The organism is Vibrio sp. STUT-A11, assembly GCF_026000435.1.
Taxonomy (GTDB): domain Bacteria; phylum Pseudomonadota; class Gammaproteobacteria; order Enterobacterales; family Vibrionaceae; genus Vibrio.
Genome location: NZ_AP026763.1, coordinates 3275109 through 3298700, shown reverse-complemented (window position 1 = coordinate 3298700; position 23592 = coordinate 3275109). Strand labels below are relative to the sequence as shown.

Annotated in this window: 18 protein-coding genes and 5 tRNA genes; 14 read left to right on the top strand and 9 right to left on the bottom strand. The window is 45.9% G+C overall.

From position 1 onward, the window contains the following. Positions 1 to 10 precede the first annotated feature (10 nt). Complete coding sequence (locus OO774_RS15360) at positions 11 to 592, bottom strand: TetR/AcrR family transcriptional regulator (RefSeq protein WP_014230448.1); 582 nt, start codon at positions 590 to 592, stop codon at positions 11 to 13. A gap of 197 nt (positions 593 to 789) precedes the next feature. Here OO774_RS15360 and rep point away from each other — a divergent pair, with 197 nt between their 5' ends. Beyond that, complete coding sequence (gene rep, locus OO774_RS15355; protein WP_264903458.1) at positions 790 to 2805, top strand: DNA helicase Rep; 2016 nt, start codon at positions 790 to 792, stop codon at positions 2803 to 2805. 83 nt (positions 2806 to 2888) lie between these two features. Here the strand turns inward: rep and OO774_RS15350 are convergent, their stop codons facing one another. Next, complete coding sequence (locus OO774_RS15350; RefSeq protein WP_014230450.1) at positions 2889 to 3302, bottom strand: cytochrome c5 family protein; 414 nt, start codon at positions 3300 to 3302, stop codon at positions 2889 to 2891. A 336-nt stretch (positions 3303 to 3638) separates the two neighbouring features. Here OO774_RS15350 and OO774_RS15345 point away from each other — a divergent pair. From OO774_RS15345 to OO774_RS15325, 5 genes are all read left to right on the top strand, one after another. Then, positions 3639 to 3715: transfer RNA gene (locus tag OO774_RS15345), tRNA-Arg, on the top strand. 33 nt (positions 3716 to 3748) lie between these two features. Then, a tRNA-His gene (locus tag OO774_RS15340) sits at positions 3749 to 3824 on the top strand. A 72-nt stretch (positions 3825 to 3896) separates the two neighbouring features. Beyond that, positions 3897 to 3973, top strand: a tRNA-Pro gene (locus OO774_RS15335). Between the two features lie 173 nt (positions 3974 to 4146). Then, a tRNA-His gene (locus tag OO774_RS15330) sits at positions 4147 to 4222 on the top strand. A 121-nt stretch (positions 4223 to 4343) separates the two neighbouring features. Beyond that, positions 4344 to 4420, top strand: a tRNA-Pro gene (locus OO774_RS15325). 699 nt (positions 4421 to 5119) lie between these two features. Here the strand turns inward: OO774_RS15325 and OO774_RS15320 are convergent. Then, a complete protein-coding gene (locus tag OO774_RS15320) occupies positions 5120 to 5845 on the bottom strand; it encodes an HAD family hydrolase (RefSeq protein WP_264903457.1) in 726 nt (241 codons plus the stop codon). Positions 5846 to 6293: 448 nt separating this feature from the next. Here OO774_RS15320 and OO774_RS24025 point away from each other — a divergent pair, with 448 nt between their 5' ends. From OO774_RS24025 to OO774_RS15295, 6 genes are all read left to right on the top strand, one after another. Then, positions 6294 to 6542, top strand: coding sequence for a hypothetical protein (locus OO774_RS24025; protein ID WP_319553422.1), 249 nt, complete (start codon positions 6294 to 6296; stop codon positions 6540 to 6542). Next, complete coding sequence (locus OO774_RS15315) at positions 6530 to 8245, top strand: ABC transporter ATP-binding protein (RefSeq protein WP_264903456.1); 1716 nt, start codon at positions 6530 to 6532, stop codon at positions 8243 to 8245. Before OO774_RS24025 ends, OO774_RS15315 begins: the two co-directional genes overlap by 13 nt. 91 nt (positions 8246 to 8336) lie before the next feature. Continuing rightward, entirely contained in the window at positions 8337 to 9890 is a 1554-nt protein-coding gene (locus tag OO774_RS15310) for an ABC transporter substrate-binding protein (RefSeq protein WP_264903455.1), read from the top strand. Between the two features lie 175 nt (positions 9891 to 10065). Then, entirely contained in the window at positions 10066 to 11043 is a 978-nt protein-coding gene (locus tag OO774_RS15305) for an ABC transporter permease (RefSeq protein ID WP_264903454.1), read from the top strand. Positions 11044 to 11045: 2 nt separating this feature from the next. Next, positions 11046 to 12002, top strand: coding sequence for an ABC transporter permease (locus tag OO774_RS15300; protein ID WP_264903453.1), 957 nt, complete (start codon positions 11046 to 11048; stop codon positions 12000 to 12002). A 156-nt stretch (positions 12003 to 12158) separates the two neighbouring features. Continuing rightward, positions 12159 to 13139 (top strand): SPOR domain-containing protein, encoded by a 981-nt coding sequence (locus OO774_RS15295; protein WP_264903452.1) that lies wholly within the window; start codon positions 12159 to 12161, stop codon positions 13137 to 13139. Positions 13140 to 13199: 60 nt separating this feature from the next. Here OO774_RS15295 and OO774_RS15290 read toward each other — a convergent pair whose 3' ends face one another. After that, the gene (locus tag OO774_RS15290) at positions 13200 to 15455 is read right to left on the bottom strand and encodes a hypothetical protein (RefSeq protein WP_264903451.1); all 2256 of its coding nucleotides are present in this window, start codon (positions 15453 to 15455) and stop codon (positions 13200 to 13202) included. A gap of 242 nt (positions 15456 to 15697) precedes the next feature. Here OO774_RS15290 and OO774_RS15285 point away from each other — a divergent pair, with 242 nt between their 5' ends. Beyond that, the gene (locus OO774_RS15285; RefSeq protein WP_264903450.1) at positions 15698 to 16564 is read left to right on the top strand and encodes a hypothetical protein; all 867 of its coding nucleotides are present in this window, start codon (positions 15698 to 15700) and stop codon (positions 16562 to 16564) included. A gap of 105 nt (positions 16565 to 16669) precedes the next feature. Here OO774_RS15285 and OO774_RS15280 read toward each other — a convergent pair whose 3' ends face one another. From OO774_RS15280 to OO774_RS15270, 3 genes are read right to left on the bottom strand one after another with little or no spacing between them, the layout of a single operon-like run. Then, positions 16670 to 17242 (bottom strand): ECF-type sigma factor, encoded by a 573-nt coding sequence (locus OO774_RS15280; RefSeq protein WP_264903449.1) that lies wholly within the window; start codon positions 17240 to 17242, stop codon positions 16670 to 16672. Positions 17243 to 17244: 2 nt separating this feature from the next. After that, complete coding sequence (locus OO774_RS15275; RefSeq protein WP_264903448.1) at positions 17245 to 18384, bottom strand: chromosome partitioning protein ParA; 1140 nt, start codon at positions 18382 to 18384, stop codon at positions 17245 to 17247. Positions 18385 to 18396: 12 nt separating this feature from the next. Further along, complete coding sequence (locus OO774_RS15270) at positions 18397 to 19749, bottom strand: serine/threonine-protein kinase (RefSeq protein WP_264903447.1); 1353 nt, start codon at positions 19747 to 19749, stop codon at positions 18397 to 18399. Positions 19750 to 19967: 218 nt separating this feature from the next. On the opposite strand from OO774_RS15270, the gene OO774_RS15265 reads away from it, so the two are divergent. Then, positions 19968 to 20975, top strand: a complete 1008-nt coding sequence (locus tag OO774_RS15265) for a LacI family DNA-binding transcriptional regulator (RefSeq protein WP_264903446.1) — start codon at positions 19968 to 19970, stop codon at positions 20973 to 20975. 269 nt (positions 20976 to 21244) lie between these two features. Here the strand turns inward: OO774_RS15265 and edd are convergent, their stop codons facing one another. Both edd and OO774_RS15255 read right to left on the bottom strand, forming a co-directional pair. Then, complete coding sequence (gene edd / locus OO774_RS15260) at positions 21245 to 23041, bottom strand: phosphogluconate dehydratase (RefSeq protein WP_264903445.1); 1797 nt, start codon at positions 23039 to 23041, stop codon at positions 21245 to 21247. Next, the gene (locus OO774_RS15255) at positions 23038 to 23565 is read right to left on the bottom strand and encodes a gluconokinase (RefSeq protein ID WP_264903444.1); all 528 of its coding nucleotides are present in this window, start codon (positions 23563 to 23565) and stop codon (positions 23038 to 23040) included. Before OO774_RS15255 ends, edd begins: the two co-directional genes overlap by 4 nt. Positions 23566 to 23592 lie beyond the last annotated feature (27 nt).

The window sequence follows — 23592 nt, the reverse complement described above, 5'->3', positions numbered from 1 at the left end:
AGAACTCCAATTAGTGTTGAATGATTGCGTCCCAACTGGCTTCAATGGCAGCTTCTATGGCTGCTTCGTCCAGTTGATAAAACCCCAGGGCATGATGTCGGGCGAGTGCAACGGTCGCCTCGAAACTCAGTCCCGAAAGGATCATATTGTCGAGTGGCTTAAACACTCCTTGCTCTTTACCTTGGTCAAATAGTCGGTCTACCTGATCAAACATTTTACGCTCAAGTTCCAGCGTTACTCTATTGCTTGCATAGGGCAGGGATTGATATTGAACTCTATTGTTCAATGTGTCCACATTTGAGCCAGCTAAACACCAAATGTTAAGCCACATTTTTGTATAACGTTCTTTTAAAGGCATATCGTCGCTCACGCCCGCTTGCACTTCTATTGCAATGCGCTTTGCGACGTTTAATCTAACTTCGTCTAAAAGGTGGTTCTTATCGGAAAAGTAACGATAGATAGTACCAGCCGCCACACCCGCTTCTTTGGCTAGCTTTTGCATCGAAAACCCCTGAAAACCCAGCTCAGCAATCAGTTTTTCCGCCGCACAAAGAATCTGAGCTTTTTTATCTAAAGTTGTATTACTCGACATAGTTCCACTTCTAGTGAATGAACGTTCATTCATTATAGACTTAAAGCTATACGAGTGTGCAATAAAAAATGGTTAAATTTTTACTTTGCTATAAATGGAGTTAGTCAACACCGACAAACGGAAGGCTGATAAACGTGGTAATCGTTCATACTCACTATTATCATAGGCGCCACGTTTATTGCCCGCTGAGAAATTCTATGAAGCTGAACCCTAGTCAAGATGAAGCCGTAAAGTACGTATCTGGTCCGTGTCTGGTGCTGGCAGGTGCTGGCTCGGGTAAAACTCGTGTTATTACCAATAAAATTGCGTATTTGGTTCAGCAATGTGGCTACAAAGCGCGAAATATTGCTGCGGTAACCTTTACCAATAAAGCCGCACGAGAAATGAAAGAGCGGGTAGGTCAGACGTTAGGTAAAGCGGAATCTAAAGGTTTGATGGTGTCGACCTTCCACACCTTGGGGTTGAACATTATTAAGCGCGAGTACAAGCAGCTTGGCTTAAAAGCAGGCTTCTCCTTGTTTGATGATCAAGACCAACTCGCGCTACTCAAAGAGCTAACCGAAAAGCAGCTCGACGGAGATAAAGATCTGCTGCGTCAGCTTATGAGTTCAATCTCTAACTGGAAGAACGACATGCTAACGCCAGAGCAGGTGAAAGCTCAGGCGAAAGGTGAGCAACAGCAGTTATTTGCCTTCTGTTTCGATATGTACCAGAAGCAGATGAAAGCGTACAACGCGCTCGATTTTGATGATTTGATTCTGATGCCAGTACTGCTGTTACGTAATAATGAAGACGTGCGTCAGCGTTGGCAGAGCCGTATTCGCTACCTGCTGGTGGACGAATATCAAGATACCAATACCAGTCAATACGAGTTGGTAAAACTCATTGTGGGTGAACGCGGCCGTCTCACCGTCGTAGGGGATGATGACCAGTCTATCTATTCATGGCGTGGTGCGAAGCCGCAGAACTTAGTGCTACTGGGTGAAGATTATCCGAACTTACGCCTGATTAAACTCGAGCAAAACTATCGCTCTACCAGTCGTATTCTTCGTGCTGCCAATATACTCATCGCCAACAACCCGCACGTGTATGAGAAATCACTGTTCTCAGAGATCCCCGATGGTGAAAAGCTCAAAGTGCTGTTGGCGAAAAATGAAGAGCATGAGGCGGAGCGCGTCACGGGTGAGCTGATTGCGCACAAGTTCCTCAACCGCACGGAATACCGAGACTACTCGATTTTATATCGTGGTAACCATCAGTCACGTTTAATTGAAAAGTCGCTGATGCAAAACCGTGTGCCATACAAAATCTCGGGTGGCACCTCTTTCTTTGCTCGTGCAGAAATTAAAGACATCATGGCGTATCTTCGAGTACTGGTGAACCCAGATGATGACAACGCCTTTCTGCGCATTGTAAACACGCCTCGACGTGAAATTGGTCCGGTCACACTAGAGAAACTGGGCAGTTACGCCAATATGCGTGGTAAAAGCCTGTTTGAAGCCAGTTTTGAAATGGGACTCGAACAGCACTTGACTGGTCGAGGTCTGGAAAACTTGCGACGCTTCACTCAATGGTTAGTTGCTATTGCCGATCAGTCGGAAAGAGGCGATACCGTGACGGCGGTACGTTCACTGGTGCGTGATATCAACTACGAAGACTGGTTGTACGAAACGTCCACTAGCCCGAAAGCGGCCGAGATGCGGATGAAAAACGTGTCAGATCTCTATTCCTGGATTGTGGCTGATTTAGAAGGTGATAATTACGATCAAGAAGAGAAGACGTTAAAAGAGGTGGTTCAGCGTTTAACCTTACGTGACATGATGGAGCGTGGAGAAGAAGATGAAGACAGCGATGCGGTGCAATTGATGACATTGCATGCGTCAAAAGGTCTGGAATTCCCGTACGTTTATCTGATTGGTTCAGAAGAAGGCATTTTGCCGCATCAAACCAGCATTGATGAAGACAACGTAGAAGAAGAACGTCGCCTGATGTACGTGGGGATTACTCGTGCTCAGAGAGAGCTGACTTTTACGATGTGTAAAGAACGCCGTCAGTATGGTGAGTTAATCAAGCCGACGCAAAGCCGATTCCTTGATGAATTGCCTTTCGATGATGTGGAATGGGAAGTCAACAAAAAGCCAGTATCGCAAGAAGAGCGAATGGCGAAAGGCCAGGCGCACATTGCCAACTTACGCTCGATGTTTAAGAAGTAACATCATCTAAATCATCAAACAGCAAATAAAAAGGCTTGCCAAGTGGCAAGCCTTTCTCTTTTAACGCTTTGATTCAAGAAGAATTATAGACCTGCAATCATATGATCGATAGCTGCCGTGATCTCGTCGTCAGAACAGTCCATACACGTACCTTTAGCTGGCATCGCGTTGAAGCCTTCAAGTGCATGTTTGATCAGTACATCTTTACCTTGAGCTATACGAGGTGCCCACTCGTCAGCATTGCCAATCTTTGGCGCACCGTTTACACCAGATGCGTGACAAGCAATACAAAAAGTACCGTAAACTGTTGCGCCATCACGAGGACCGGTTGGTTCTGCTTTTACAGGCTCAGAGCCTGCCAGATAAACATCGCCGACAGGTTTGATGCGTTCTGCGATCGCATCGTATTCACTTTGGCTGATGTCAGAAGCTAAAGCTGCCGTAGAAAACGTTAAGGCAGCGAACAAAACGCTAATCATTTGTCGAGACATATCCATTAAACCCACTTCACATTCCCGAGGTAAGTGACTTACCTATTTATATAGTTAGAGTATTGATACCGATTAAAGAAGCCCGATAAAACCACTTTAATGGCATAGAATGATTAGACAACTTGGTTGCAGCTGTTAAATCAATGTAAATAATGAGTGATTATATCCCGATAGCTTGTTGCATTAAACAACAAGTTATCGATGACAGGGCGTGAATCACATCAAAAATTCTCTTTAAAGGCATATAACTGTCGAAAAAGAGACCAAACGATAAAAAAAGTAAAAAAAGTACTAGACGGCATAGTGTGATATCCGTATTATTCCACTCCGCCGATAGGGCATGCGCCCGTAGCTCAGTTGGATAGAGCGTTGGCCTCCGGAGCCAAAGGTCGAAGGTTCGAATCCTTTCGGGCGTACCATTGCCCTGAAGGATAAGTCGGTAAAATTCAGTGGTGGCTATAGCTCAGTTGGTAGAGCCCCGGATTGTGATTCCGGTTGTCGCGAGTTCAAGTCTCGTTAGCCACCCCATTCTTTCTTTTTTAGAGAGAACAAGGTAGCATTGCTTCCTGTCTTGACTTAAGTCGAGATAAAATATTTCGTCGGTGAATAGCGCAGCTTGGTAGCGCATCTGGTTTGGGACCAGAGGGTCGGGGGTTCGAATCCCTCTTCACCGACCACTATTTAGCTATTATGAGTAAATCTGGTAATAGCGCACCTTGGTAGCGCATCTCATTTTTTGAGAATAGCGGACCAGAGGGTCGGGGGTTCGTCTGATGTTTAAATCACGCTCTTCACCGACCACTATTAAAGTTTATGGCTTACAGTAAGCGGTAAACATGACAATTTGATGGTGGCTATAGCTCAGTTGGTAGAGCCCCGGATTGTGATTCCGGTTGTCGCGAGTTCAAGTCTCGTTAGCCACCCCATTCTTTCTTTAAAGAATACATGCTCGGTGAATAGCGTATTTTAGTAGCGCATCTCTGGGTTTTGAGAATAGCGGGACCAGAGGGTAGACCCTCGGAATACTATCTCAAGCAATAAATATATCGGTGAATAGCGCAGCTTGGTAGCGCATCTGGTTTGGGACCAGAGGGTCGGGGGTTCGAATCCCTCTTCACCGACCATCTTCAAAGCCTCAGCGAAAGCTGGGGCTTTTTTACGTCTAAGATCGTGAATAGCGCAGTTTGGTAGCGTATCTCATGCTTTGAAATATAGCGGACCAGAGGGGCGGGGGTTCGCCTGATGTTCAAATTCTGGCTCTTCACCGACCACTATTAAAGAAGCCGCAACAGAAATGTTACGGCTTTTTTGCATTCTGAGTTCTAGGCATTATTGCAGAGGGCCGGGGTCTGGGAGCCCAGCCGCGTCGAATCCCTCTTCACCGACCATCTTCAAAGACTCAGCGAAAGCTGGGGCTTTTTTACGTCTACAGATCGTGAATAGCGCAGTTTGGTAGCGTATCTCATGCTTTGAAATATAGCGGACCAGAGGGGCGGGGGGTCGCCTGATGTTCAAATTCTGGCTCTTCACCGACCACTATTAAAAGAAGCCGCAACAGAAATGTTGCGGCTTCTTTGCGTGTTAAAGGTCCTAGGGGGCTAGGCCCTAGAAGTGCACGCCGTAAGTTCGGTTAGAAGTGCAAGCTTAGGAACTTGTTGTTTTGGAATACGGAACACTGATTACGGAAGGGGTGAATATCATCTGTATTCAGTAATCAGTATTCCAAAAAAGCAAATAAAGGAATTTACGTTTATCACTCTATTTCCAACGGGCTCCTCTAGGACCTAGGATTCTAGGACCTTTTTACCTAGGACCTTTTCTTTCTATTGCGCGAGCGTTTTGAGGATTTCTTTTAGCTCCACGGTGTCTTTTACTTCGTAGTCAGGCTCAATATCCGTCTGATTATCTGCGCCTTTTGGGTTCACCCAAACGCTGAGAATATCCATATTGTTAGCGCCTGCAATATCTGCTGCTAAAGAGTCACCGATATGAAGCGCCTCTTCTGGTTTAACGTCTGCTAGCTTAAGAGCCTTATGGAAGATGCTTGCCGCAGGTTTTTCTTCAGGTTCTTCACCACCAACAATAATGTGATCGACCCATTCACTCATCTCAGTTGCTGCGAGTTTCGGATGCTGAGAGAAGATTGGCCCGTTAGTGATTACAACGAGTGTGTAGTGCTGACGCAGTTCAACCAGCATCTCTTTTACCCCTGGTAAAAAGGAGAATGCATTCATGCGTGCAGAGTCAAAAAAACTTTGTGCCTGTTGAGCTTGCTCTACGCTTATTTCGATGCCTTGTTCTGCAAGGATGGTTTTTATCAGGCCACAACGGAATGCATTTTCATCCGGTAGCAGAGCAACGAGATCGGGAAACTCTGCATTGAGCTTTTTATACACGCCTTGTAGGTAGCGTTGTAAGAAGGCATTAGAGTCCGCGAGCTGTGGATAGGTTGCTTTCATCCAATTTGCAAATTCTTGCCCTGCCACTTTATCGGCTTGAGATGTGCCACATAAAGTTTCGTCCATATCAAAAAAAATCGCTTTAAGCACAGGGGCTCCTATCTTTTACAACTCTGCTACTGGGGCTTTTATTTAGTCTATTATCTCATGCTAGCTAGTATCGTAAAGACTTAAAATCAAAGCATGGCAGAGCCCTCTGCCATCAATCGATTCAAACCGAGTGAACGATTTCAGTGCCATTCATTGTACGTTTGGCCACCAAGTTCGAATAACTAGCCTAAAATAGAGTATTAATCTTTTTTGCAGAACGGTTCACGTTTTACTTTGACCTAGTGTTGTTTTGGTTTGGATTATTATCTTTCAATATCGTTTTTAGATGAAGTTTTATGCCTGAGAGATCGATTTCATGCCAGATATTGTTTGCTGATTGTTAATGATTGCCTGTGAATAATGTGGTTATGTCTAATGTTGGGTTTTTGCCTAAATATAGAGCATTTTCCTGCTTTTATTGGTGCATAGCGCACAAAAATAGGTTGATATGAAAGCGGTTAAATACTTGTTAATGCATTTTTATTCGCCAAATATGCGTTTAATTAACATTTTCATGGCGGAATATACTTTAATTGTTGCTTTTTTGTGTGATTTTTGCCAAATTGTGTCCGCATTAAAATTTCAGAGTATTATTCTGAATTTGAACGGATTCATTCAGGCGATGAATTGCGTCCCAGGTGGGCGTGATTCAATGCCACACAGACAAGGTAGTAGAGGTCTGAAATGTCACTATTAGAAGTGAAAAACCTTCGTATTGAGTATCCATCCCGACACGGTGTTCACGCAGCCGTGAAATCGCTTTCGTTCCAAATTGAACGTGGTGAGATTGTGGGTGTTGTTGGCGAATCAGGTGCGGGTAAATCCACCGTGGGTAACGCTGTTATTGATTTGCTTAGTCCTCCGGGTCGTGTTGCCAGTGGCGACGTATTTCTGGATGGCGAAAAGATTTCTGGTTTATCCCCGGAAGCGATGCGTAAGGTTCGTGGTTCGAAAATAGGCTTTATTTTCCAAGACCCAATGACCTCTCTTAACCCTCTGTTTACGGTTGAGCAGCAGCTTAAAGAAACTATTCATGCCAACATGAAAGTGTCGGATGAAGAGGCTTATCAACGTGCGCTTTCTCTGATGCAGCAAGTGGGCATTCCTCAACCGGAAAACCGTCTTAAACAGTATCCTCACCAATTCTCAGGTGGTATGCGTCAGCGTGTGGTTATTGCCATTGCTCTGGCGGGTGAACCTGATCTGATCATTGCTGACGAGCCAACGACGGCTTTGGACGTTTCAATCCAAGACCAAATCCTGAACCTGATTCGTGAGTTGTGCGTCAAGAACAACGTTGGCTGTATGCTGGTTACGCACGATATGGGCGTGGTTTCGAATGTGACCGACCGTGTCGCAGTTATGTATCGTGGAGATCTGGTTGAATTTGGCCCGACAGCAAAAGTGCTCGGTAACCCAGACCATCCATACACGCGCAGCTTGATTTCTGCGGTTCCTCGCTCAGACAGAAAGCTCGATCGCTTCCCTCTGGTCAGTTACATCGAAGAAGCGACAGAAATGAAGTCGCTAGACATTAAGAATCACTGGTTAGGACAAAGTCAGGATCAACGTGAGTACACTGGTCCGTTGTTGGATGTGAAAAACGTCAACCTAAGATTCGTGACCAAAGACTCGCTGTTTGAAAGCCGTCGTGAGTACGTACAAGCGTCGAATAACGTCAGTTTTGAAGTTCACGAAGGTGAGACGTTTGGTCTGGTGGGTGAATCTGGCTCTGGTAAGTCGACAATAGCACGTGTGATTGCGGGCTTGTATGAACCAAACTCTGGTCAGGTAAAGTTTGAAGGCCTGGACCTGACAGCGATGAAGTCAGAAAAAGAGCGTCGCCCTGTTCGCCGTCAAATGCAGATGGTATTCCAGAACCCTTATACGTCAATGAACCCTCGCATGAAGGTGGCGGATATCATTGCTGAGCCTATTCGTTTCCATAAACTAACTAAAAACGAAACAGAAACACGCCAAATCGTGAATGACTTGCTTGATCACGTTGGTTTGGGGCGTATGGCTGGTCTTAAGTATCCACACGAATTCTCAGGTGGTCAGCGTCAGCGTATTTCTATTGCGCGCGCACTGGCAACGAGGCCCCGTCTTTTAATTTGTGACGAACCAACATCAGCGTTGGATGTTTCGGTACAGGCACAGATTCTTAACTTGCTGAAAGATCTGCAAAGTGAGCTGAACTTGACTATGTTGTTTATCAGTCACGACTTACCGGTAATTCGTCAGATGTGTGACCGAGTCGGTGTAATGCAGATGGGTACGCTACTGGAAGTGGCACCAACTGAGCAGTTGTTTACCGCACCTCAGCATGAATACAGTAAGAAACTGATTTCTCTGATGCCAGAATTTACTGGGCTAAGAGAAGAGATTAAATCGGCATAAACCAAGTTTTTAGCTTGGCTGATCTTGAAATAAAAACAGACGCAAACACAACAACAAGGGACTTTGATCCCAGCATGAAGGAGTTATGCAAATGAAAACCATGAAAAGCAAATTAGCAGTGGCGCTAATCGCGGCGGGACTAAGTTTTAACTCGTTGGCAGCAGACATTAAAGTTGGCTACGCTGCTGATCCGGTATCGCTTGACCCGCACGAGCAGCTATCTGGTGGTACACTGCAAATGTCACACATGGTATTTGACCCACTGGTTCGTTTCACTCAGGAAATGGATTTTGAACCACGCCTGGCAGAAAGTTGGGAGCGTATTAACGATACGACAGTACGTTTTAAACTGCGTGAAGGTGTGAAATTCCACTCTGGTAACACAATGACTGCAGATGACGTTGTATGGACATTTGAGCGTCTGCAAAACTCTCCAGACTTTAAATCTATCTTCGAACCGTACGAAAAAATCGTTAAAGTTGACGACAATACCTTTGATCTTGTGACTAAAGGCCCATACCCACTTGTGCTGCAAACGGCAACGTACATCTTCCCAATGGACAGCAAGTTCTACACTGGTAAAACGGAAGACGGCAAAGACAAATCTGAGCTAGTGAAGCATGGTAACTCATTTGCATCAACTCACGTTTCTGGTACTGGTCCGTTCATCGTGACATCACGTGAACAGGGCGTAAAAGTAGAATTTGAACGCTTCAAAGATTACTGGGACAAAGAGTCAAAAGGTAACGTTGATAAGCTAACGCTAGTGCCTATCAAAGAAGATGCGACTCGTGTTGCTGCACTACTTTCTGGCGGCGTAGATATGATTCACCCAGTCGCGCCAAACGATCACCAACGTGTGAAAGACGCTGACGGTATCGATCTGGTAACACTGCCTGGTACTCGTATTATCACGCTACAAATGAACCAAAACAGCAACGAAGCGTTGAAAGACGTTCGCGTTCGTCAAGCGATTGTGCATGCCATCAATAACGAAGGCATCGTGAAGAAAATTATGAAAGGCTTCGCAACGGCAGCTGGTCAGCAAAGCCCGGCAGGTTACGTTGGTCATAACGAAGAACTGGTTCCTCGTTACGATCTGAAGAAAGCCAAAGAGCTGATGAAAGAAGCGGGCTACGAAGACGGCTTGACGCTAACAATGATTGCGCCAAACAACCGTTACGTGAACGATGCCAAAGTTGCACAAGCAGCGGCGGCGATGCTGTCTAAGATCGGCATCAAGGTTGATCTGAAGACCATGCCTAAAGCGCAATACTGGCCTGAGTTTGATTTATGTTCTGCTGACATGCTGATGATCGGCTGGCACTCAGATACTGAAGATTCTGCAAACTTCAACGAATTCCTAACCATGACTCGTAACGAAGAAACTGGTCGTGGTCAGTACAACTGTGGTCACTACTCAAACCCGGAAATGGATAAAGTAGTAGAGGCGGCTAACGTTGAAACGGATCCAGCGAAACGTGCAGAGATGCTAAAAGGTGTCGAAGCAACGTTATACAACGACGCAGCATTCGTACCGCTACACTGGCAAAGTGAAGCGTGGGGCGCGAAGTCTAACGTGAAAGCAGCAGACATCGTGAACCCAATGGTTATGCCTTACTTTGGCGACCTAGTGGTTGAATAAGCACATTAAGTAGTGATTAGGAGGGAGTTCGTTCCCTCCTGAAAGAGCCCTATGACAATTGAATTATTGTGGGGCTCAATACCAGGCTCAGTTTTATTTCAGTCGGACTGAGCCCGTTTAAAGACTGAATTTTCTCTCTAAATTTAGAGATCTATGGATAGTTAAGGGGCAAGGAATGTTTTCGTTTCTGGTCAAGCGCCTGTTTCAGGCACTGATAGTGATGTTTGTGATCAGTTTGGTGGCGTTTGCCATTCAGGACAACCTGGGTGACCCGCTGCGTGAGCTTGTAGGTCAGTCGGTTTCGGAATCGGAGCGTCAAGCGCTGCGTGATGAACTGGGCCTGAACGATCCCTTTATCACAAAGTACACTCGCTTTGTTGGTAATGCACTGCAAGGTGATTTGGGTACTTCATACTTTTTCAAGCGTCCAGCGGTTGAGGTCATTCTTGATAAGCTGGTTGCGACACTTGAGCTCGTGTTTGGCGCGACGCTCATCATTATTGCTTTCTCAATACCACTTGGGGTGTACTCTGCGATTCACCCGAAAAGTATCTTCACCAAATTTGTTATGGCGATGAGTAGTGTCGGCATTTCGATTCCGGTTTTCCTGACCGCAATCATGCTGATGTACGTCTTCTCCATTGAGCTAGGCTGGCTGCCTTCCTACGGGCGGGGTGAAACATCGAACCTTCTCGGTTGGGAGTCAGGCTTCTTTACCCTTGATGGTATCAAGCACCTGATCCTACCATGTATTGCTCTGGCTTCTATTATGTTGCCGCTGTTCATTCGTTTGGTTCGTTCAGAAATGCTGGAAGTGCTGAGCTCTGAGTACATTAAGTTCGCAAAAGCAAAAGGTCTGAACTTACAAAAAATCTATTACCAACATGCACTGAAAAATACCATGCTGCCAGTACTGACAGTGGGTGGTGTGCAAATTGGTACTATGGTGGCCTACACCATTCTGACTGAAACTGTATTCCAATGGCCGGGTACGGGTTTCCTTTTCCTTGAGGCGATTAACCGTGTAGATACACCGCTAATCACAGCCTACGTTATTTTTGTTGGTTTGATCTTCGTGGTAACCAATACCATCGTCGACTTGCTGTACGGCATCATCAACCCAACTGTGAACCTAACCGGAAAAGGAGCTTAATCATGAGCCAATCAAATCAAGTTGCCGCTCCTGAAGCCGTTCCTTCAGCGTGGCAGCGTTTTAAAAAGTCAGATTTTCTGTACTACTTTAAGCGTGACAAAGTCGCGATGACAAGTTTCACTGTGTTTATGGTGTTCTTAGTATTAGCTCTTGCGGCACCCATTCTGGCACCAACCGATCCTTATGACCTGACGTCGATCGATATTATGGACTCGGAACTTCCTCCTTCATGGATGGAAGAAGGCGATGAGCGTTTTGTTTTGGGGACGGATGAGCAAGGTCGTGACATTTTATCGACGATTCTTTATGGCTCTCGCTTATCACTGACCATCGGCTTTCTGGCTGTGGGTCTACAGCTGATTCTGGGGATCATCATTGGTCTGTCTGCGGGTTACTTTGGCGGCCGTATCGACAGCTTCTTAATGCGTTTTGCTGATGTTCAGCTTTCGTTCTCAACCATGATGGTAGCGATCATCGTTTCGGCGATTTTCAAAGCCAGCTTTGGCAGTGACTTCTACAGCCAATATGCAGTGGTTATGCTGGTGGTGATCATCGGTGTGGCAGAATGGCCACAGTACGCACGTACTATCCGTGCATCGGTTCTGGCAGAGAAGAAAAAAGAGTACGTAGAAGCGGCACGTGTGATGGGCTTTAAAGCGCCACGTATTATGTTCCGTCATATTCTGCCGAACTGTCTGTCGCCAATATTAGTTATCTCGACGGTTCAGGTAGCGAATGCGATCATGTCTGAAGCGGCACTGTCATTCCTTGGCTTAGGTTTACCAGTGGATCAGCCGTCTTTGGGTGCGCTGATCAGTATCGGCTTTAACTACATCTTCTCGGGCGCTTGGTGGATTACCGCTTTTCCTGGCATTGTGTTGGTGACATTGGTACTGGTAATCAACCTATTGGGTGACTGGTTACGTGATGTATTTAACCCGAAACTGTATAAAGGTTAAGAATCTAGACATTAAGTGTGGTTAATTCGCTTAATTCCTTGCTAAAAAAAGAGCCGGATGTATTTCCGGCTCTTTTTTTGCTAGTTATTCCTTGTTCACCGTTTTTTGGCGGTCTTCCGCCATAATGACCTTACCCACGAGTTTATAGTGAAGCGTATGGAATTGAAGAAGGCACAACACTTATCACGACGTATCCAATTATGCCTCAGCCTAGCTTTGGTCTTGGGCGGCGCTCAGTTTTCTCCTTATGTGTTGGCTGAAGAGTTTCTTTGTCAGGCGACTCAGGCTAGCGACAAAGAGCTACCAAAGCTTGAGCAAACCTGTCCTATTGGTAATGGAGTATGGGGAAAGAAAGTGCCGCAGGGTGGCAGTGATTTCTACTGGATTCAATGTGGTTTGCTGCCAAAGCCGATGTCACTGGCCAAAGCTAAACCCCTCTATAACCAAATCACCACTGATGTTTGGATGAAAGCAGAACCCAGCGGCTATCGCTGTCTGATTGGTCCGTACACGGACCCTGCTAAAGCAGCGGCTGATTTGCGTGGAGTGAAAACCTTGCCCAACTACAAAGATGCGTTTATTCGTGTGGTTGGGAAGCGTAACACCTCGGCGTCGAAACAAACCAAGGCTGTGACGAAGTCAGTTGTTGGCAACGCGCCTGCTGCCTCGGTTTCGAGTGTACGACCGAACACCGATGCGTTTAAATCTCCATCGGCGACCGCTGAAAAAAAAACTACCGCAGCGAAGCAAGTTGCGACTAAACCAGCAGTTCAAGCTAAGCCGGAAAAGAGAGTATCAAGTCGAGATGGTATTGTGGTTCGCTTAAAAACCGTACTACAGGGTAAAACGTATGTCGCGCCGTACTTGGTTGATAATCGGAACCAGTTTTACATGGAATATGGTAAACCGTGGAACCGCCTCAACTATAAAGACGCATTACAGATATGCCAGCAATTAGACATGTCGTTGGCAACGTCTGAAGAGTTTAAGACATTAAGAGCTTCAGGTGTGATGGAAAAGAATAAATGGCCGCTTCAACTGCCGTATTGGGGCAAAGGTAAGAAAGGTTTGTTTACCGATCGTGAGCCTAACCAATTAACGGGCACTTCGTTACTCAATGTGATGTGTGTGAAGTGATTTTTGTATAGAACGAAAAAAGCCCCGCAGTACGGGGCCTGGTGCTTGGGGGAAGCGTTGTTATTCGTTATCGCCAGTACCTGTCCAAGTTACATTGAACTTCACTGCTTCAATGTAAGCTCCCTGGCTTTCTTTGACTTTACCTACAAAGCTGTAAACGTTGCCTACAGTTAATGCTGGTAAGTCGAAATCGATAGCAGCATGGGTGATGTCGTTTTCAACATTGTCGTAACACTCAAAGCCACCTTCGTAAGCATCGACAGAGTCGACACCGTATCCCAGCCCTTCGCCTGTGAACGTCATACTGCGGTAAAACTCACTCACATCGGCACAGGTAAAATCTTGATTATCGAACTCTAGAATCAGATTCGCATCCATTGAGCCGTTATCATTGGTGCTGCTATTTTCTAGCAATGATACAGACGCTTTACCCGTTGCATATTGACCTTCAACTGCAGTTGGTAGCGTCATTGGGAACATACGGTTATCAGAGATATCGTCTGATTGAATCTGGATACGTGCTTCAGCATCGGCTTTTACACTGAACAGTGTGTAGATTTCTGTTTCGCCGCTTTCAGGGAAATACCAGTACAGCGTTTTCGCACCTTGTGAAATTTCGTCAGCATCTTTTATGGTCAGTTCAGCCCGTTCTGTACCTTCATCACCAACAAAAGAGGCAAGGATTTTATTCCCTTGTACTTCATAACTACCAAAGTAGAAACTATTTGTTCCATCGGTAATTTCGCTACACTCTGTCAGGTTGCTCAGAGAGCGTGTGTTACCATTAACTTCACCATTGTTAAAGCTCAGTGTGTCACACCAGACACGAGAATAGTTAAAGCTCTCAGTTTCTGTGCCACTACCGTATTCAAGACGGTACCACACCTGACCTTCCAGAGGATGCAGCGTTGGCTCAACCACCGTTCCCTCTGCGATTTTCGGTAGCGCAAAGGTAACTAAAGTGTCTTCGGCATTCACCCCGTCGTTCGCGTACACATAAATATGCTCGGCACCTGCATTGGCAACATGTGGCACTAGGCCGTCGAATGAAATCGTACCGCTGTCATCGATAAGCACCTGGAAGCCTGTGTCTTCACCACCATTTTTGCTCAGTGAGGTTTCCACTTTGTAAGTGAGGACATCTGAGTCAGCATCGGTAAACAGTGCTGCAATATTCAGGGTGTCTTGTGGCTGTTCGCCTTTTACCCATTGCCAGCCGTTCACTTCTGCTTGAAGGTCTGCTTTTGTGGTGTCATTGACTGCTGGAACTGTGTTTGGCGTTTCGATAGTCACTGTCAGGGTTGCAGGGTAAGAGAGTGAGCCTTTCGCATCTTCAGCAAAAACTTGGTAGATAAATTCGCCCGCTGCTGTTGGTGCACCCGTGATCATGCCAAGGCTATCAATATCGATACCATTTTTATCACCGCCAATAGCACTCATGGTGAAAGTCAGTGCATCACCTTCCGCATCGCTGAAGTAATCGGCAGCATTTATCGCCAAGAAGGTATCGCCAAGTTGAAGGGTGACAGGTTTTAGAGGTGTTGCTACCACAGGGCGGCTGTTCTTCTCTACGGTAACGGGACCATCGTTAGGTACATTAACGACTGGAGCGAAGTTATCAATCTCTTCAGGTGTGCTACTGCTGATGATCTCTTGTGCTTTCTCTGCCACTTTAGTCGTGATTTCTAGCTGTTTTTCAACAGGTTGGTCTTGGTGGTCAACCAGCGTTTCACCAATTACTTTTAGTGCTTTAGCATCATTAGAGGACTCTGAGCTAGTGAGATAGTCACCGAAAATCAATTCAGCGCTCGCGGTTAAGCCCGATTGTGTTACAGCAGCAACAACCTCATCAGCCGCCACTTGTTTCGCTTCAACCACATCTAGGGCTGAGTCACTGGCTAGCTGTGTCTTAACCTTTTCAATTACCATATTGGTCATTGGGTTGACGATCACCTGGTCACCATCACTTGAAGGAGAAGCAAGTACGAAGTCAGACGCTACAATACCACGGTCTTTGTCGATGGTTTTTCCTGCGATTGCTTTGATACAAACATCCATACCCGCATAGTCATCTTTACTGATGGTTGCTTGACCATTTTCATCGGTTACTTCATCAGTATCGAATTCACAACCATTGCTTAGGTCACCGTCTTTATCTACCCACACTTCAGCGTTTTGTAGGTAGCCATCAATAGCTGTGATAATCAAGCCGCCCGGAGTTGGTGGTGTGCCGCCGTCGGATGAACCTCCCTCAGAGCCTCCACATCCAGTAAGAGCGATAGCCACTGACGCTGCTAGTAAACTAAGTTTTTTCATGTGTTTCTACATCCTTTCTTTGAATTAAACTCTCATCACTCGGAGGGAGTAAGTTTTTGCTTGTGAACGTTTTTTGGGTACAGATAGGTGATTTGTATCAGTGAATATGGCGAGATTTCAAGATACGAAAAACAGCAAAAAAACCGTAAAAAAAGTTTTGTTTTTTTTATCAATAACGGGGTTGGAATTGTGTAGCGCAACGCTATTATCTGCCGCAGAAAAGGATAAAAAGGACAATAATAATGAAGACTTGCGTGGGTTTCGCGTTGATGTGTATGGCCTCGGCAACGGCAGCGAGCGAGATGGATGATCGGTATGGCTATTCGTATTTTTCCCTGGGGTTAGAGAACGTAGTGTATGAGGAAACGGGCGTAGCAAGTTCCAGTGTGAACTTACTGAATCCGGTGATTAACTCTGGTGGCTTATACCGTATTAATCAAGACTTCGATTTTTCTATCGATGCACTTGCAACGTTCTCACCAGTTAATGGTGAGGAAGAGTGGCGTTGGAACGGCCAAGTTATTCAAAATAACGAAGCGGAGTACCTGAAAACTGCCACCAATATCTTACTGCACTATAAGCTGGATAATCGCTGGCGTTTGGTCGCTGGCCCGTCATTCACTTATCAAACGTTTACTCGTTTCAGTGTCAAAAACTATACCGAACAGGGTAATCAGTTCTTTCAGGGTACATGGGAGGAAACCAACACAAGTGTGTTTGCTGATATTGGGGTGGCTTATGATGATGGCACGTTATTCGCCGATAATAACTGGCATGTTTCTGGCAAAGTACTAATTGGTTTCCCTTTATATAGCAAAACCTCTTCTACTCAGTTTAGTGATGTCGATTTTGCTAGCCACAGTCTTCGTACCAGTTTGGAGGGAACGGTGAGCTATGAGGTTTTTGAAGGTTTGCATTTAGGTTGGTTTGCCTTAATTGGATTTGAAAAACGTCTGGAATCGGATTCTCACATTATAAGTACCTCATACTGTAAGACCATGACCGATGGCATTTGTCAGGAGCAGGTAACCGAGAATTACCAAGCCACGTTGCCTGAATCGGAATTGCTGACATGGAGCACGGGCTTACAAGCATTGTGGAAATTTTAGGCGTACTAATGTGGTGGATGATAGATCTGGTTTAATTTGATCTCTTCTACCCACTGGGCGAACTGGGGGTTAGCATGCAGATTCGGGGCAATGACCGCTTGCTTTTCATTTCGATGTCAGGCGGGACTGCAACCAACTGCGAGAGAATTTAAGATCTTTCTCAATCAAACTCGCACTGCACTCGAGCAGTTCGCTGATTTCTTGGCTTTTCATTCCCATCAAATACTTAAGCTTTAAGGCACTGGACTGTCGTGGGTAACGGATACTGAAGCTATCCAGGGTTTTATCCATGATGATCAGCTGTTCGAAGCGATCTTCTTCTTGGTTCATCGCGGTGTAATGTTGGCGCTTCTGGGCTTGGTGTGAGCGTGCATGATCGATGAGTATTTGGCGCATGACTTTAGCTACCATCAAAAAGAAATCACGTTTGGTTTTAATATCACTTCTGTTGTAGTTGGATATTTTTAGGTAGGCATCGTGAATCAATGCCGTGGTGCTATTGACGCTATCGACTAATACTTTATTTTCAGGGCCGTATTTTTCTGCGTTTCTCTTTCGCTCCTGCTGGGAAATTTTGCGCAATTGCAGGTAGGCGAACTGATACAACTCACTTTCAGCTTGTTTGTTGCCTGATTGCCATTGATGAATAATTTGAGTCAGTGCTTTGGGTTTTGTCATTGTTATACATCCTTATTTACTTTGACAAATTCAGAAATTGTGTGGGTTTCAATGCGATCAGAACCATCTAGATTACGATGAACATCTTGTTGATAACGATATAAAATGCCTTGCTCCCAAGCTTTCCCTGCAGGCAGATATTCCCAGGTCGTGTAGTTAATGTCTGTGAGCGCCTGAGACCAACGAACCATCACATTCATTTGTGCGAGGTCTGCTTTGGGAGTAGGGTTATCAATCCACCACATATCGCCATATTCCCAAGTGACGTCCAATGTGTACAAACTTGGGTTTGTTGGACAGGTTTTTGTCGACAGGGGTAGGCGCAATACTTGCTGGTGACCTATTAATAGGCAGGATTGCGTTATGGTTTGACCGTGATATTGGGTCTGCTGCCAGATACCACGATAATTAATATAATGGTCATCCGATTGCGGGTAAGTAAACCACAGCATTTCGGAGCGATTGCTGTGTTGAATATACTCGCTATACCCCAAGCCTTGTACCTTCTCCATTAATAGTTTGGTACGTGGGTCGAAGTTCATGGCCGCAGTACGGTATTTCCAATCACCGTCATCATCAAATTCTTCGGTAGAGAAGCCATTTAAATCGTTTCTCGTACAACCTGTTAGTGAGCAACCGACCAAATTGTGCCAATTAGAAAAGTGACTGAGTGGCTCGATGACATCTTCGGTTACTTGATGGCTGAGCGATAAAAAGCAGCCCTGAAAATGATCCCCCGTACTCGGGTGCTGAATAAGAGCGTCGTCAGTGATGGTATATGTTGTTTCAGCAAAGGGAGGACGATATTCAGGGTAATTTCGGTAGCGTAGGTCATACGCACACACGTGGCCTTGCCAGTCTTTCTTTTTGATCACTATGTGTTTGAAGGTGGTGCCGCGAGGCTGAAAGATAATGTCATCGGATGTGAAGTGTTTTTCAATATAGGCTTGGCTCTCATTGAGGTGCTCAATGGCGTCTAGACTGGAAAACCAATCAAAATCTAGCAGGTTCGTTGCATCATCAAAATAGCCCTGTCTGAGCTTGGGTAAAAGTTGGCTTTGATTTGCGATAGATGGCGCTGCAGTTAAAGTGATTGCAGCGGCACATACCAATATCCATAGTGCCACCAAATGTGTATACATCCTGTTTTAGCCTTACTGTTCAGTGCTGTACTCAGACGGACAATTCGAGTGACACTTTTTTTGGGGGGGGAGGTGCTTATCTGGCACGGGTGTCATCATCGCCAATAACATTTTTTGCTTTACCTGTTTGGGGATCTCTGGATTAGCCAGTATCCGCCTTCGTGTTAACTCCATCATGGCGTTAACCGGCAATTGTTCTAGATTCTGTCCTTTTGTGTGGAAGATAAGGCGAGTGAGTTCGTACATCATGTTTTCTGTCACTTTTTTCTCTTGCTGCAGCTGGATATTCTTTTGCATTATGGCACTGCCAAATATCATACCGGAGAGCACAATAATGGCTGTCAATGCCGATGCTTGAGGCCTTCGCTGAACTAATCGAAGTGCGCTGTAAAAAGGCCAATGGATCTTCTGCTTGATCGGGCGACGTTCGAGAATTCGTTCGATATCGATTCTTAAGGCTGTGACGTTCTGGTATCGTTGCGTAATGGTGGTGCGCGTGGCGCTTTTTATCACCCAATAGATATCCGACCAAATCGCTGGAGATGGAAACATTAGTGCCAGAATTTTACCCAAAGAGTAAACGTCGCTTTGTTCAGTTAGATATTGCCCTAATTGTTGCTCCGGGCTGGCAAAGTGTTGGCTGAAAGCGATCAGCGCCGACGGTGGCTCTCCTCGGTTGGAGTGTGCTTTTTGGGTTAAGTTAAAATCGAGCAACTTGGGGCGATGGTTGTGGTCGATAAGAATATTTTCTGGCTTGAGATCGGCATGCAAAACGTGATGTTGATGAGCGTGTTCCATCGCCTGGCAAATTTGTTTAAACAGCAGCAACTTATCGTTTGTTTTCAATTTAGTTTCGGACAGATACTTATTTAAGGTTTGACCGAATACTCGTTCCATCACAATGTAAACTGAATCGTCGTGTAAACCGCCATCAAAGACTTTTGCGATGTAAGGATGGTTTAATCGAGCGAGAAGCTGAGCTTCATCGAATAGAGCACGTTGTTCCAGCACGTTGCTCAAGTTACTTTGAATAAATTTAATCGCCAGATCTTGCTCAAATGTTGCATCTGCTCGCTGCGCTGCATAAACAACACCCATACCGCCGCGACCAAGCTCTTGGGTTAAGCGGTATTTACTTATAACTTGGCCGCTAAGATCAATGTCCCGAGCTGTAGCTTGCTGAGCGCCAAAACAAAGTAATTGAGTCAGCTGATCTTCTGCGGTTTTATTAGTTAAAAGAGGGGTGAGTTGTTGATATAGCTTAGGTTGACTTTGCTGTAATGCTTGAAGGAATTGCTGCTTTTGAGAGTCGTCCAGATCAAGAAGATGATAATAAATCTGAGTTGCGTTATAACCTAATTGCACGGTGCCTAATTTCTTACTCTTTTAGGCGCATTATTTTATATGAAAACTGATATTAATGTTATCTATTTATTTGGTTTCAATCACAGTATTGGTATCGTAACCTGGTGGATACTTGTACATTAAGATACTGATTTAATGAACTATTTATCCTGAGCTTGTTCGAAGGATGTCTATTGGTCATAATGTTACAAGTAACATTACTGACAGTTCACATATTTATGAATCAAAAGATTAAGAAAACACGTGCGACATTACAGGATGTTGCTGACCAGGTTGGTGTCACAAAGATGACGGTTTCGCGTTATATGCGCAATCCGGAATCCGTTGCGGAAAAGACGCGGGTTAAGATCGCAGCTGCGATAGAAAAGCTGGGTTATATTGAAAACCGGGCTCCAGCAATGCTGTCTAAATCCTCCAGTAAAGCGATCGGTGTTTTACTTCCTTCTCTGTCTAACCAAATTTTTGCTTCTTTTGTGCAGGGCATAGAGATGGTCACCAAAGCGCACGGTTATGAGACGCTTCTGGCCCACTTTAGCTATGATGTAGAAGAAGAAGAGCGCAAGATCGCGTCATTACTCTCTTATCAAGTTGATGGGCTGATCTTAACCGAAAGCAACCATACTCCGCGTACATTGCAGATGATCAAAAATGCCGGTGTGCCTGTGGTAGAGACCATGGAATTGCCGGAACAACCTATTGATATGGCGGTAGGTTTGGACCATGAAGATGCATCCTATAGCGCAGTAAAGCGTATGTTAGATTCTGGCAAGCGTACCATTGTCTACTTTGGTGCCCGTTTGGATACGCGGACTAAGTTACGTATGCAAGGTTATGAGCGCGCCATGTCTGAAGCCGGTCTAGAAGTGAGACATGTATTAACTGGTGAACATTCCAGCTTCTCTCTTGCCCATGAGTTACTTGAACGGGCTTTGGAAAGCTACCCTGATCTTGATGGTGTGTTCTGTACCAACGATGATATCGCGATTGGTACTATCCTCAGCGCCCAGCAGCGTGGGATTAACGTCCCGGAGCAACTGGCAGTGGTTGGCTATAACGCACTGGACATCGGCCAGACGATCAGTCCGAAGCTGACCAGTGTGGATACGCCGCGTTTTGAGATTGGCAAGAAGAGTGCAGAACTGCTGATAGCGCGATTAAAAGGCGAAGAGCAGCAAGAGTTGGTGGTCGATATGGGCTATGACATTACTGCGGGTGAGAGTGTGTAATATTTTGTCGAAAAATATAGATAAGCGGAGTACTCCAATCGTTTAATGATCCTATCCGCGTCATTCCAGCGAGCCCTAGCGAGACTAGGAATCTAATCGCAGTGCGCTGAGCAGCTAATGAAATAACGTTGGTCATAAAGCGCTCGGAAATTAGATCCTGAATCACTCTCCTTCGTCGCTGTTCATGAAGACGGGAGGCTTAAACATGCCATTCGCTATTAGACGAATGGCATTAAGTTCTGGATACTCGGTTTATCCGTTCTTATACCCTAAACAATGAAGCTCGCGCCCTGATCTGCACTGGAAACGTTGTGGCGGATCACTTCGAAAAATCCACGTCCCCATGTTTGCTGGGTTGACTCAGTATCAAGCTGCATGACTGTGCGTCCACTGGCGTCTGTTAAGTTGTTCAACTCGCCAGTCTGGCAATCAACGCGTATAACGTCACCAGTACGGACTAAACCAATCGCGCCACCACGAATCGCTTCGGGTGAGACATGAATCGCGGATGGAATTTTGCCTGATGCGCCAGATAAACGACCATCGGTTACCAGTGCCACTTTAAAACCCATTTTTTGCACATTGCCTAAAATTGGCATCAGCTTATGCAGCTCTGGCATACCGTTCGCGGCTGGACCGTTATGCGTTACAACGACAATGCAGTCTTTGTTGAGCTCACCTCGTTTGTAGGCTGCTTCCACTTCGTGCTGACACTGGAAGACCACCGCAGGTGCTTCGATGATGCGCTGCTCTTCTTTTACCGCCGAGACTTTAACTACCGCTTTACCTAAATTGCCGTCTAATACACGAGTCCCCCCCGTGTTTTGGAATACCGCTTCTGGAGCGGCGATAACATCGCCATCCAAGCTGCCGTTGCAGGCTGTCCATACTAATTGACCATCGTTCAAAGATGGCATCGTCATCTGAGCAGAGAACTCTCCGAAAACTGGTTTCACGTCGCGGTGTAGTAGGTTGGATTCGTCCAATCGATGTAGCAGGGCTGGAACGCCGCCAGCTGCCTGAAATGCATTCATATCTGCCGGACCGTTCGGGTACACGCGCGCCAGTAGAGGCACGACTTCCGATAAATCACTGATGTCTTGCCAGGTGAGTAAGATACCTGCCGCACGTGCGACGGCGACCATATGAATGGTGTGGTTGGTACTGCCGCCTGATGCCAGCAGCGCAATGATACCGTTGATCAAACTCTTTTCTGTCACGACCTCTGCCAGAGGACGGAAGTTGCTGGAGCCTGCAGTCATGGACGCTATCTTCACTGCCGCATGATCGGTCAGGGCTTTACGTAGCTCAGTATGAGGATGAATAAACGCTGAGCCCGGCAGCATTAATCCCATTGCTTCAAACACCAGTTGGTTGGTGTTTGCCGTGCCGTAAAAAGTACAGGTACCTGGAGAGTGATAAGCGCGACACTCCATATCCAGTAGAGCATCTTTTCCTACTTCACCCGCTGCGTATTTCTGGCGCACATCGACTTTTTCTTCATTGCTGATGCCGGTGGCCATTAAACCAGCAGGTACAAAGGCAGCTGGCAGGTGAGCGTACGAGAGTGCTCCCATCAGTTGTCCCGGTGCGATTTTATCGCAGATGCCAAGCAGCAATGTGGCATCAAAGACATTATGACTTAGAGACAACGCTGTCGATTGAGCAATTAAGTCGCGGGAAAACAGCGACATATCCATACCAGGCTGACCTTGCGTCACGCCATCGCACATCGCTGGTACGCAACCTGCCACTTGAGCCGTGTGTCCATACTGTGCCAGTACTTGCTTAATTTGTGCTGGGTATTCTTGGTAAGGCTGGTGGGCGCTCAACATATCGTTGTAAGCACTGATCAGCGCGACATTGGAATGAGTAAAATCGAGAATATTATCTTTCTCGGTAGAACATGACGCCGCCACCGCATGCGCAAGGTTGCCACAAGACAGGCCTGTACGGCCTTTACCTGCTTCAGACTGACTCTCGGTACGAGCTAAAAATGCGGCGCGGGCTTCGCGGCTGCGTTCGATAAGACGTTCGGTTACATTGAGAATAACGGAGTGGGTCATGATGCCTCCTCAACCGGTTGCTGTTTCAAGAGTTCCGCTGCAGAGCGTTCAACAACGCCACTGATGTCACCTTCAATACTGACGACCAGAGTTTGAGGTTCATTATCTGGGCGCTCAAGGGCTTCAAACTGGCTTTTCACCATGTTTTCTTTCATGAAGTGGCCTTGGCGCAGGCGCATGCGATTAAGGATCAATTCCATGTCGCCATCCAAAAACAGGAAAGTCACATTATTGTTGCCTTCTCGTATCTGATCGCGGTAGATCTTTTTCAGAGCAGAACAGACGATCACACCGTGTTCGTTTTTGCTTTCCAGACTGTAGGCTGCATCACGAATACGCTCTAACCATGGCTTGCGATCGTCATCATTCAGAGGTTGGCCAGATGCCATTTTCTGGATGTTCGCTCGTGGGTGAAGATCATCACCATCAATGAATTTTCGTCCTAGCTTTTTCGCTAGTTGCTCGCCGATTGTACTTTTTCCACTCGCACAAACGCCCATAACGATGACACTACTACCAGCCATAACTTATCCTCATAACTAAAGTTGCGC

Bases quoted from the DNA above. Each gene is read 5' to 3' on its own strand.
- OO774_RS15360 (WP_014230448.1), bottom strand. From the start codon at position 592: ATGTCGAGTAATACAACTTTAGATAAAAAAGCTCAGATTCTTTGTGCG.
- rep (WP_264903458.1), top strand. From the start codon at position 790: ATGAAGCTGAACCCTAGTCAAGATGAAGCCGTAAAGTACGTATCTGGT.
- OO774_RS15350 (WP_014230450.1), bottom strand. From the start codon at position 3,302: ATGGATATGTCTCGACAAATGATTAGCGTTTTGTTCGCTGCCTTAACG.
- OO774_RS24025 (WP_319553422.1), top strand. From the start codon at position 6,294: ATGAAAGCGGTTAAATACTTGTTAATGCATTTTTATTCGCCAAATATG.
- OO774_RS15315 (WP_264903456.1), top strand. From the start codon at position 6,530: ATGTCACTATTAGAAGTGAAAAACCTTCGTATTGAGTATCCATCCCGA.
- OO774_RS15310 (WP_264903455.1), top strand. From the start codon at position 8,337: ATGAAAACCATGAAAAGCAAATTAGCAGTGGCGCTAATCGCGGCGGGA.
- OO774_RS15305 (WP_264903454.1), top strand. From the start codon at position 10,066: ATGTTTTCGTTTCTGGTCAAGCGCCTGTTTCAGGCACTGATAGTGATG.
- OO774_RS15300 (WP_264903453.1), top strand. From the start codon at position 11,046: ATGAGCCAATCAAATCAAGTTGCCGCTCCTGAAGCCGTTCCTTCAGCG.
- OO774_RS15295 (WP_264903452.1), top strand. From the start codon at position 12,159: ATGGAATTGAAGAAGGCACAACACTTATCACGACGTATCCAATTATGC.
- OO774_RS15290 (WP_264903451.1), bottom strand. From the start codon at position 15,455: ATGAAAAAACTTAGTTTACTAGCAGCGTCAGTGGCTATCGCTCTTACT.
- OO774_RS15285 (WP_264903450.1), top strand. From the start codon at position 15,698: ATGAAGACTTGCGTGGGTTTCGCGTTGATGTGTATGGCCTCGGCAACG.
- OO774_RS15280 (WP_264903449.1), bottom strand. From the start codon at position 17,242: ATGACAAAACCCAAAGCACTGACTCAAATTATTCATCAATGGCAATCA.
- OO774_RS15275 (WP_264903448.1), bottom strand. From the start codon at position 18,384: ATGTATACACATTTGGTGGCACTATGGATATTGGTATGTGCCGCTGCA.
- OO774_RS15265 (WP_264903446.1), top strand. From the start codon at position 19,968: ATGAATCAAAAGATTAAGAAAACACGTGCGACATTACAGGATGTTGCT.
- edd (WP_264903445.1), bottom strand. From the start codon at position 23,041: ATGACCCACTCCGTTATTCTCAATGTAACCGAACGTCTTATCGAACGC.
- OO774_RS15255 (WP_264903444.1), bottom strand. From the start codon at position 23,565: ATGGCTGGTAGTAGTGTCATCGTTATGGGCGTTTGTGCGAGTGGAAAA.